The 10503-nt window shown below is 70.8% G+C and carries 7 protein-coding genes; 6 read left to right on the forward strand and 1 reads right to left on the reverse strand.

What is annotated here, in order from left to right:
* Positions 1-7 precede the first annotated feature (7 nt).
* Both LXT21_RS08265 and LXT21_RS08270 read left to right on the forward strand, forming a co-directional pair.
* Positions 8-1423, forward strand: coding sequence for a reverse transcriptase family protein (locus tag LXT21_RS08265; protein ID WP_254037535.1), 1416 nt, complete (start codon positions 8-10; stop codon positions 1421-1423).
* A complete protein-coding gene (locus LXT21_RS08270) occupies positions 1420-2394 on the forward strand; it encodes a TIGR02996 domain-containing protein (protein ID WP_254037536.1) in 975 nt (324 codons plus the stop codon). Before LXT21_RS08265 ends, LXT21_RS08270 begins: the two co-directional genes overlap by 4 nt.
* Positions 2395-2455: 61 nt before the next feature.
* Here the strand turns inward: LXT21_RS08270 and LXT21_RS08275 are convergent, their stop codons facing one another.
* A complete protein-coding gene (locus LXT21_RS08275) occupies positions 2456-6811 on the reverse strand; it encodes an RCC1-like domain-containing protein (protein WP_254037537.1) in 4356 nt (1451 codons plus the stop codon).
* Between the two features lie 240 nt (positions 6812-7051).
* Here LXT21_RS08275 and LXT21_RS08280 point away from each other — a divergent pair, with 240 nt between their 5' ends.
* The 4 genes from LXT21_RS08280 to LXT21_RS08295 all read left to right on the forward strand — a co-directional run bounded on the left by LXT21_RS08280 (position 7052) and on the right by LXT21_RS08295 (position 10454).
* Entirely contained in the window at positions 7052-8308 is a 1257-nt protein-coding gene (locus tag LXT21_RS08280) for a metallophosphoesterase (RefSeq protein ID WP_254037538.1), read from the forward strand.
* Between the two features lie 38 nt (positions 8309-8346).
* Entirely contained in the window at positions 8347-9018 is a 672-nt protein-coding gene (sitA6, locus tag LXT21_RS08285; protein WP_254037539.1) for a SitA6 family polymorphic toxin lipoprotein, read from the forward strand.
* Positions 9019-9031: 13 nt separating this feature from the next.
* The gene (gene sitI6, locus LXT21_RS08290) at positions 9032-9745 is read left to right on the forward strand and encodes a SitI6 family double-CXXCG motif immunity protein (RefSeq protein WP_254037540.1); all 714 of its coding nucleotides are present in this window, start codon (positions 9032-9034) and stop codon (positions 9743-9745) included.
* Between the two features lie 67 nt (positions 9746-9812).
* Positions 9813-10454: a TetR/AcrR family transcriptional regulator gene (locus tag LXT21_RS08295; protein WP_254037541.1), complete on the forward strand. Its 642-nt coding sequence runs from the start codon at positions 9813-9815 to the stop codon at positions 10452-10454.
* Positions 10455-10503 lie beyond the last annotated feature (49 nt).

Raw genomic sequence — 10503 nt, forward strand, 5'->3', positions numbered from 1 at the left:
CACGTGAATGGACCTGGTCTCACTCCTCCTCGAGCTCAAGCCGCTGATGGAGGACCCCGAGGGGAACTTCAGCCGCATCACGGGACTGCTCGAGCGCCACCAGGGCCTCGCCGAGTACGAGGTCGCCCGCTTCTACGTCAGCCGCCACTGGAGCGCGGTGGTCTCCCGCCGGCTCAACAGTCAGGACCCGCGCGAGCGCCAGGAGGCCGTGCGCCTCATCCCCCTGCTCTTCCCGCGCCTCATCGCCGCCGGGCACCTGCGCCGCCGGGTGAAGGACGCCGACACCCGCGTGGCCTCCGCCGCGCGCGCCGCCGTGCACAAGCTGGGGCTCTCCGACGTGTCGCTGCCCGACACGCGCATGAAGCCGCCGCGACGTCCCCACCCCAGGGCCCTGGGCGGCTGGAACCCCACCGGCTGGCTCTACGGCCTCTACCCCCGCTCGCGCGGCAAGGTGAAGCGCAAGCCCGACGACCTCCCCACCCTGCCGAAGCTCGAGAGCCGACAGGACGTGGCCCGCCTCGTGGGCGTGGAGGAATCGGAGCTGGAGGCGCTGATGCGTCCCGGCTCCGGCCCTGGCTCCGGCTACGTGGAGTTCGAGGCCCCCAAGCGCTCCGGTGGCGTGCGCCGCATCTGCGCGCCCCGCGAGAAGCTCAAGTCCGCGCAGCGCGCCCTGCTCGAAGGGCTGCTCGCGCACCTGCCTCCGCATGACGCCGTGCACGGCTTCGTGCAGGGCCGCTCCACGGTGACGAACGCGAACGCCCACGTGGGCGCGAACGTCGTGGTGCGCGTGGACCTGGAGGACTTCTTCCCCACCGTGCACTACCGGCGCGTGAAGGGCCTCTTCGCGGCGTACGGCTACAACGACGAGGTGGCCACCACGCTCGCGGGCCTCACCACGTGGCGGCCCAAGCTGCCGGACGGCACCGTGGTGTGGCCCGGCGTGTTGCCGCAGGGCGCGCCGACCTCGCCCGCCATCGCCAACCTCGTCTGTCGCCGCATGGACGCGCGCCTGCAGGCACTGGCGACGAAGGCCGGCGCCGCGTACACGCGCTACGCGGACGACCTGTCCTTCTCCTTCGCGAAGCCTCCGGAGAAGCTGGGCCGCTTCTTCTGGTGGGTGAACGCCATCCTCCAGCAGGAGGGCTTCACGGAGAACGCCCCCAAGCGCCGCGTCATGCGACAAGCCGGGCGCCAGCGGGTGACGGGGCTCACCGTCAACCAGCGCGTGGCGATTCCCCGCGAGGAGCGCCGCCGCTTCAAGGCCATCCTCGCCAACTGCCGCAAGCACGGCGTGGACTCGCAGGCCCGAGGCCGTCCGGACTTCCCGGCGTATCTGGAGGGCTATGCCGCGTACGTGCGCATGGTGCACCCGGAGCTGGGCACGCGCTGGCAGCGCGAGGTGAAGGAGCTGCTGGGACGATGAGCGACTTCGACACGTGGCTGGCGAAGCTGGTGCAGGCGCCCGATGACGACGCGGTGAGGCTCGCCTGCGCGGACGCCCTTCAGACGGTGGACCCCGCGCGCGCCGAGTTCATCCGCGTGCAGCTCGCGCTGCCCGGACGCATGGACCCGGCCCGACGCAGGTCGCTCCAACTGCGCCAGCGCGCGCTGCTCGACGAGCACGGCGTGGCCTGGCTCAAGCCCCTGCGCGACGCGCGCGTGCACGAGCCCACCTACCACCGGGGCTTCATCGAGGAGCTGAACCTCGCCGAGGACAAGCTCGCCCAGCACGGGCACGAGCTGTTCGCGCGGGAGCCGGTGTCGCGCCTGTGCGTGGCCACCCGGGACGGCAAGGGCCTGGGGCTCGCCGCCGAGCAGCCCTGGTTCTCCCAGGTGCGCTGGCTGCGACTGCAAGGCCCCGGGGTCGACGCCGCGGTCCAGGCGCTGGTGTCCGCGCCTCGCACGGAGCGACTGTCGGGGCTGGTGCTCGCGGGCGCCACGGACGCGTCCCTGCGCGCGCTCACACAGAAGCCCGCGTTGCCCGCGGTGCGCTCGGTGAGCTTCTCCAGCGGAGCGCTGTCGGACGAGGGCGCGGCGGTGCTCGCGAAGGCGACCGTCCCCTGGGAGCGGCTGTACCTGTCCGGCAGCGGCCTGTCCGATGAAGGCGTGGCGACGCTCGCCCGCGCCAAGGGCCTGGAGGCGCTCCAGTGGCTGGCGCTCAATCGCAACGAGTTGAGTGACGAGGCGGCGGTGGCGCTCTCGAAGAGCAAGGGACTGCCCCGCCTCGAGCGACTGGAGTTGTCCCGCAACGAAATCAGCGAGGAGGGCGCGCTGGCATTCCGCTCGCCCAAGTCGCTGCCGTCGCTGCGCCGCCTGGAGCTGCTCGACATCGGCCTGGACCCGGACGCGCTGGCTCCGCTCATCAAGCGACTGGGCACCGGGCTGCGGTTCTGAGCGTCGGGTTCGACGCCCGGAGCGGGGAGTCCACACCCGCTCCGGACGACGAAGGCCCGACTCAGGGAAGCGACACGACGCCCGGCACGGCGCGCTGACCGGGGAGCCCCACGCCCAGGGTGCCGTGGAAGTTCGTGCCCCAGCTGCGCGCCCGTCCCTCCATGTCGAGGGCCACGGAGAACTCACCACCTCCCGACACCATCCTCGCGCCGGCGAGGCCCTTCACGGGCGTCGCCTCCCACCGATTGTCGCAGTCGTCCGTACCGAGCTGCCCGTGGGAGTTGCGTCCCCACGTCCACACCTCGTCGCCCACGGCGAAGGAGTGGTAGGCGCCCGCGCCCAGGCGCTTCACCCCCGAGAGCCCCGGAACAGGCTTCGGGTAGATGCGCGTCGACAGAGTCCCATCGCCCAGCTGGCCATGGCTGTTGTCGCCCCAGGACCACACCGTCCCATCGGAGCGCAGCGCGAGCGAGTGATAGCCCCCCGCCTGCACGGCGCTCACATCGTCCAGGTCCATCACCCTCATGGGGGTCATCCGGTTGGTGGCCGTCCCCTCGCCCAGCTGCCCGTAGGCATTGTTGCCACAGGCCCAGAGCGTCCCGTCGCCGCGCAGCACCAGCGAGTGGTGGTCTCCACCCGACACCGCCACCGCGCCGTCGATGTCCACCATGCGCGTGGGCACCGCGCGCGCCACCGCCGTGCCATCACCGAGCTGTCCGAAGACGTTGTAGCCCCAGCTCCACACGGCGCCGTCCGCGTCCACCGCGAGCGAGTGGTAGCTGCCCGCGGCGATGGCCACCACGTTCTGCAGGCCGAGCACCTGCACCGGCCGCGTGTGATTCATCGTGGTGCCATCGCCGAGCTGCCCGAAGACGTTGTTGCCCCACGCCCACACCGTCCCGTCCTCGGCCAGCGCCAGCGTGTGCCACGCGCCCGGAGCGACGTCGCGCACCTTCGTCAGTCCCTCCACCGTGGTGGGCATGGACTGACTCTCCGTGGTGCCATCCCCGAGCTGCCCGTGGGAGTTGCTGCCCCACGTCTGCACGGAGCCGTCGGCCAGCGCCGCCACGGCGTGCTGATGCCAGGCGCGCACGGTGACCACCGGCGCGAAGTCCTTCGACGTCGGCAGCTTGACGTCCACGGGCAGCATCCGGGGACCGGACTCCACCTCACCCAGCTGGCCGTACTCGTGGCTGCCCCAGGAGCGCACGCTCTCGTCGCCCAGCAGCGCCAGCGTGTGCTGCTCACCGGCGACGACCTCCGCCACGTTGGACAGCTCCACCACCGGCACCGGCTTGAAGCGCAGGAAGTGCGTGCCGTCCCCCAACTGCCCATAGCCGTTGTCACCCCACCCCCACACCGTCCCGTCGAGGCTCATCGCCATCACGTGATGCGCGCCCGCCGCCACCGCCTTGATGCCCGCGAGCAGCGACACGGGCTTCGGCGCGCCACGCGACTCGTTGGTGCCGTCACCGAGCTGCCCGCTGGTGTTCGCGCCCCACGCCCACACCGTGCCGTCGCTCAGCACCGCCAGCGAGTAGGCCAACCCCGCGCTCACGGCCGTCGCCGCCTCCAGCCCCTTCACCCGCATCGGCGTGGCGCTGGACACGGTGCTCCCATCGCCGAGCTGCCCGCTGTCGTTCGCCCCCCACGCCCACACCACACCGTCCGTGCCCACCGCGAGCGCATGCCCGGCGCCCATCGACATCGAGGCGATGTTCGACGGGCTCTTCAATGGCGCTGGCGTGGAGCGGTCCAGACGATTGCCATCGCCCAGCTGCCCACGCTCGTTGGCGCCCCACGTCCACATCGAGCCATCCGCGCGCAGCGCCATCGACGCGTCACCGCCCGCGGCCACGGCCACCACGCCCTCCAGGCCACTGACAAGGACAGGAGCGACACGCGGCTTGAGCGAGCCGTCGCCCAGCTGCCCCCGCGCGTTCGCGCCCCAGGCCCACACGGAGCCATCACACGCGAGCGCCAGGGAGTGCTTCGCGCCCGTCGCCACCGAGCGCGTGCACGGCAGGCCCTGCACCGAGATGGGCGCCGCGCGATGCGTGGTGGTGCCATCGCCCAGCTGCCCGGACGTGTTCTGTCCCCACGCCAGCACCCCGCCATCGGAGCGCACCAGCATCGAGTGCGAGCTGCCCGCCGACAGCCGCCGACCTTGCCCCAGGCCCAGCACCAGGACGGGCTGCGCGCTCCAACCCACCGCGCCGAGGCCGAGCTGGCCGAAGCGGTTGTAGCCCCACGTCAAGAGCCGCCCATCGCGGCGCACCGCGAGCACGTGCATGTAGTTGGCCCCGAGCACCTTCACCTCGGAGAGGCCCGGCACCCCACCGGGCACCACGCGGGACGCGACGCCTCCATCCCCCAGCTGTCCGTAGGTGTTCGCGCCCCAGGAGCGCAGCGTCCCGTCCTTCAGCACCGCCATCGAGTGGTACTGGCCTCCGGCCACTGACTCCACGCCCGTGAGGCCCGCCGTCTGCACCGGGCGGAAGCGGTCCGTCCACGAGCCGTCACCGAGCTGGCCGTCCGCGTTGTCGCCCCAGGCCCACACGGTGCCGTCGTCGCGGACCGCCAGCCCGTGCGCCGCGCCCGCCGCGAGCTTCACCACGCGCGTCAGCCCCACCACCTGCACCGGCGAGACGCGCTGGGCTCCGGTGCCATCACCGAGCTGCCCCTCGAAGCCATCCCCCCACGCCCACACGGTGCCGTCCGAGCGCAGCGCCAGCGAGAAGTACGTGCCCGCGGCCACGGCCACCATGCCTGACAGGCCGGGCACCTGCGCCGGCGTGAGGCGGTCCTTCGTGGAGCCATCGCCGAGCTGCCCCACGCCGTTGTAGCCCCAGGACCACACGGTGCCGTCCGCGCGCAGCGCCAGCACATGACCGCCGCCGGCGGCCAGCGACGTCACGCCCTGGAGTCCCGACACCGGCGCGGGGATGGCGCGGTCCCTCGTGGAGCCATCGCCGAGCTGTCCGTTCGCGTTGCGGCCCCAGCTCCACACGGTGCCATCCGAGCGCAGCGCGAGCGAGTGATGCCCGGACGCGGCGACGGAGACCATGGCGGTGAGATTGGACACACGGACGGGCGCGATGCGCTCGGTGAGGGTGCCATCTCCGAGCTGTCCGTTGGCGTTGCGGCCCCAGCTCCACACCGAGCCATCCGACAGCGTGGCCAGGGAGTGGAAGCTGCCGGACGCGACGGCGGTGACACCGGACAGGCGCGTGACGACCTCGGGTGAAAGCAGGCGCTCCGCGCCGCCGTGGCCGAGCTGACCGGACGCGCCACTGCCCCACGTCCACAGCGTGCCGTCGGCGCGCAGCACCAGCGAGTGCTGCGCCCCCGCGGCCAGCTCCGTCACCGAGCCCAGGCCCTTCGTCTTCACCGGGAAGTTGCTGTCGTTGGTGGTGCCGTCGCCCAGCTGCCCCTGCGTGTTGCGGCCCCACGCGGCCACGGTGCCGTCATGGAGCAGCACCAGCGAGCCCGCCTCCTGCGCGCTCACGGACCGGACGTTCTTCACGTCGAGCACCTGCATCGGCGTGGAGCGGTCCGCCCACGCCCCGTCACCGAGCTGACCGGACCCATTGCTGCCCCAGGCCCACACCGTGCCGTCCTTGCGCAGCGCGAGCGCGTGATAGAGACCCGCGGCCACGGAGGTGATGCCCTCGAGCGCGAGCACCCGCTTGGGCAACAGGCGCTGGGTGGTGGTGCCGTCGCCGAGCTGACCGGAGGCGTTCGCGCCCCACGCCCACACGGTGCCGTCCGAGCGCACGGCCAGGGAGAAGTCGAACCCCGCCGCGAGCGCCACCACGTCCGTCAGGCCCACCACCTGCGCGGGCGACGGGCCTTGCTGCGTGTGGCCTCGGCCGAGCTGCCCGTAGAAGTTGCTGCCCCAGGCCCACACGGTGCCGTCCGAGCGCAGCGCGAGCGAGTGGAACTCGCCGGTGGCCACCGACACCACCTCGGAGAGGCCGGGCACCGGGCGAGGCGTGGCGCGGTCGACGAGGGTGCCGTCGCCGAGCTGCCCGGAGGTGTTGCCACCCCAGGACCACACCGTGCGGTCCGAGCGCAGCGCGAGCGAGTGGACGTTGCCGGCCGAGACGGCGAGCACGTCCGTCAGTCCCGACACCTGTCGGGCGACGACGCGCTGGAAGGACATGCTGCCGGAGCCGAGCTGCCCGGACGCATTGCCACCCCAGGCCCACACGGCGCCGAGCGGGGTGACGTAGAGCGAGTGCTGCCCCCCGGCGGCGACCCGGGACGACGCGGCCTCGAGGGCCTGGGTGCGGGAGGTCCGCGCTTCGGGGAAGGCCTCGGGAGAGGAGGTGTCCTCACATCCCGTGGCGAGCAGCAGGCCCAGCACCAAGACCAGTGGGAGCGCCGCGCCCACCCTCAGGTTGTCCATCCGCATCACTCAGCCTCCAGCGAGAAGCGGCCGTCCATACATCGTGTCCTTGGGGAATGAGAAGCACGGAGCGTGAGCTTGCTTGCCAGGGCGCGCACGTGACGTCGCGTCATCGGCCCGCGTCAGGAGGGACCCTGGTGCCTCCCAGGCGGGCAGGCGTGTCGGGCGCACACGCGGTGTGATTCACGCTTCTTCACGGAGGAGCGCCTTGCGACGCGTCGGGCTCGGGGGAGTATTGGGGGGACCATGGATTCACCGGCGCGCTTCATCGTCTTCGCGGTGCTCACGGGGCTCATCACCGTGGCCGTCCACATCTACCTGTATCGGCGCCTGTTCGCGGACACGCTGGAGGACGCGAGGTGGCGGCGGGTGGGCATGGGCGTGCTGACGGTGCTGGGCACGTTGCTGGTGTTGTCCTGGTCCGTGACGCGCTTCCTGCCGATGGACGCGTTGTTCGCGGTGGCCACGGGCGTGTGGATGTGGATGGGCGCGGCGCTGTACCTGCTGCTCGCGCTGTGGGGCATCGGCGGTGCGCGGGCGCTGGGGCGCCGACTGACGGGCTCGCGCGTGTCGAAGGCGGACACGGGGCGCGTGGTGGCGGGAGGGGTGCTGGCCGTGATGGAGGGCGCGGGGAGTGGGCTGGAGGTGGAGGTGGCGCCCGCCGAGGTGAACGTGGAGCGGCGGCGGTTCCTCGCGCGGGCCACGGCGGGCGGCGCGTTGCTCGCGTCGGGAGGGCTGACGGGTTACGGGGCGTGGCGTGCGTTCCACCCGCCGGTGGTGAACGAGGTGGCGGTGAAGCTGCCAGGGCTGCCGAAGGCATTGGATGGGTTCACCATCGTCCACCTCAGTGACATCCACGTGGGTCCGGTCATCCAGCGTCGGTTCATGGATGAGCTGGTGGCGCGGTGCAATGACTTGCGTCCGGACCTGGTGGCCATCACCGGAGATTTGGTGGACGGGCAGGTGGCGTCATTGGGGCCCGCGGTGGCGGCGCTGCGGGAGCTCCGGGCGGGGCACGGGACGTACTTCGTGACGGGGAACCACGAGTACTACTGGGACCAGGATGCGTGGGCGCGGGCGTTGGAGGGAATGGACATCCAGGTGCTGCGCAATCGCCATGTGAGGATTGGCGACGCGGGGGCGTCCTTCGATTTGGTGGGTGTGGACGACTGGTCCGGCGGGCACACGGGTGTGCGCGGGTATGATTTGGAGGCGGCGGTGAAGGGGCGCGAGCCGGAGCGGGCGGCGGTGCTGCTGGCGCACCAGCCCTCGAACTGGCGGGTGGCGGCGCAGGCGGGGATGGGATTGCAGTTGTCGGGGCACACGCATGGGGGACAGTTCTTCCCCTTCACGCTCGCGGTGTCCGCCATCTGGGAGCACGACGCGGGACACTTCCAGGAGGAGGGGAAGCACCTGTATGTCAGCCGTGGAACAGGCTTCTGGGGTCCTCCGCTGCGCGTCGGCGCTCCGCCTGAAATCGTGAAGGTGACGCTGCTGGCCTGACAAGTCATGACAGACCTGGATGCTAGGTCTGTCTGACCATGCGGACCCGACTCGCCGTCTGCCTTTCGCTGTTCGCCGTCTCCTGGCTGGGCTGCGCCAGCGTCGCGCCCTCCGTGGCACAAGAGGCCTGGGAGGTCGCGGAGACCGAGTGCGATGCTTCGAGTGAAGACCGGTGCGTCACCCTGCTGTGTCTGGGAGACACCTGTGGGTTCTATCCCTGTGAGAGCACGCCCGGCGAAATCGAGCTGACGCGGTTTCCTCCCTCGCGTCCACCTGCCGCCGCGGCGGCTCCGGGCAGTGGACCGAGGAGGAACTGGGGAGGCGCGCAGCAGCTCCCCAAGGGCTGGGTGATGACGTTCCCCAACTGGAACGGCGCTCCCTCGCAGGTCATCCCGCCGTCACGGCAGCTCCCGAAGGGACGTTGGGAGAAGCACCACATCTTTCCCCAGTCTCGAGACCTGGCGGAGTGGTTCGACCGACAGGGTGTGAAGATCCACCACTACACCATGCCCATTCCGCTCCACGTCCACCGACGCATCCATGATGGAGGCGCACGCGGAGGGGCGTGGAATGATGCCTGGCGGGAATTCATGGCAAACAACCCAGGCGCTCCTCCAACGGAGATCTTCCGGTTCGCGGGTGAGTTGATCCACCGGTTTGAACTGGTGGGCGGGCCCATTCGACCCTACTACCAGCATCCCGGGACATGAGAGCCTCTCACTCATGACCCGGTACTTTCGGCTGCGCGAGAACAAGGCAACCGTCACGGCGAGCTTCGACGCGAGTCACAAGTGGGGCCTTCCTGGCGTCCATTGCCCCGCTTGCCAAACCACCTGGGCTACTTCTGGACTCCTGTACCCGGCCGTAGACCTGTCCCAACTGCCGGAGCGCCGTGAGTTCGAGCAAGCCCGTCCCGAACCCTTCGCCGAATTCGCACGACTCCGAGAGCTGGTGCGCCCTCTCGCGCCACCCAACGCCCTGCTCCTTCCCGGCACGCTGTTCGGCCCGCTCGTGGGCACCGCGTCCGGAAATTTCGGCGCGTTCACATCCCTGGGCCATCTGCCTTGGGTGGTTCTCAAGGATGCCTTCGAGCGCCTCCAGGCCGAAGGAGTCCGAGGCCTCCTCGGCGGCCCCACCGAGCTGCGCTTCCGCAAGAAGAACCCACCGGAGCTGCTGGAGCTCCAGCTCGAGCCCCATGGCCAACTGCATCCGGACTGTATCCCTCCGGATGTGCCCCCTCCGTGCGGAATGTGTGGCCACAGGTACTTCCGCCTCCCAGATGAGCCCATCCTCGACGCCGCCTCGTTGCCCTCGGACCTGGACCTGTTCCGCGTGGGCAACTTCGCGACGGTGAGCGTCGTCACCGAGCGCTTCATGGACGCCGTGCAGCGCCTGGAGCTGTCCGGCCTCACCTTCCACGAGCTGCCCACCCGTTAGCGTTCCGCCCGGAATCGTGAAGGTAACGCTGGTGACCCGAGACCCTCGGGGTATGGTTTTCGCCGCCATGGGCAAGGAACCAGCGAAACGAGAGCTCAAGCAGGAACGCTCCGCGCGCACCCGCGTGGACATCCTCGAAGCGGCCATCACCCTGTTCGCCAAGCGTGGCTTCCTCGCCACCACCATGGCCGACCTCGCCCGCGCCATCCACATGACGCCCGGCGCCCTGTACTGGCACTTCCCCGCCAAGGAAGACCTGCTCCTCGCCGCCATCGACGAGCTCCACCAACGCTACGTCATCGCCTTCGGGGACCTCTTCTCCACCTACCGCGAGCTCCCCGCCCGCGAGCAGTTGCTGGCCTTCACCCGCCGCACCCACGACTTCCTCGGACAACATCGCGAGTGCGGCATCTTCTTCGGCATGCTCGCCGCCGAGGCCGCCGACTCGAACGAGCGGGTGGCCGACGCCATCCGCGAGAAGCTCGCCCTGTACTCACACATCCTGAGCGGCATCCTCCGCCACGGCCAGAAGACCGGTGAGTTCCGCCGCGACTTCGACCCGGTGATTGCCGCCCAGGGCATCTACGGTGGCTACATGGGCGCGCTCATGTTCCAGAATCTCTTCCGCTCCACCCTGGACTACGACCCGATGGCCGCCGTGCTCGACGGCCTGCTGACCTCCGGCGCCCTCGCACGCAAGGACCCCTGACACCCCCGCGGCACCATCCACCCCGCCCCATGAAACGACTCGGGCGGCC

It is taken from the genome of Myxococcus guangdongensis (assembly GCF_024198255.1).
Lineage (GTDB): Bacteria > Myxococcota > Myxococcia > Myxococcales > Myxococcaceae > Myxococcus > Myxococcus guangdongensis.

Coding starts and splice junctions, on each gene's coding strand:
- LXT21_RS08295 (WP_254037541.1), top strand. CDS start 9,813: ATGGGCAAGGAACCAGCGAAACGAGAGCTCAAGCAGGAACGCTCCGCG.
- LXT21_RS08280 (WP_254037538.1), top strand. CDS start 7,052: ATGGATTCACCGGCGCGCTTCATCGTCTTCGCGGTGCTCACGGGGCTC.
- LXT21_RS08265 (WP_254037535.1), top strand. CDS start 8: ATGGACCTGGTCTCACTCCTCCTCGAGCTCAAGCCGCTGATGGAGGAC.
- sitI6 (WP_254037540.1), top strand. CDS start 9,032: ATGACCCGGTACTTTCGGCTGCGCGAGAACAAGGCAACCGTCACGGCG.
- LXT21_RS08270 (WP_254037536.1), top strand. CDS start 1,420: ATGAGCGACTTCGACACGTGGCTGGCGAAGCTGGTGCAGGCGCCCGAT.
- LXT21_RS08275 (WP_254037537.1), bottom strand. CDS start 6,811: ATGCGGATGGACAACCTGAGGGTGGGCGCGGCGCTCCCACTGGTCTTG.
- sitA6 (WP_254037539.1), top strand. CDS start 8,347: ATGCGGACCCGACTCGCCGTCTGCCTTTCGCTGTTCGCCGTCTCCTGG.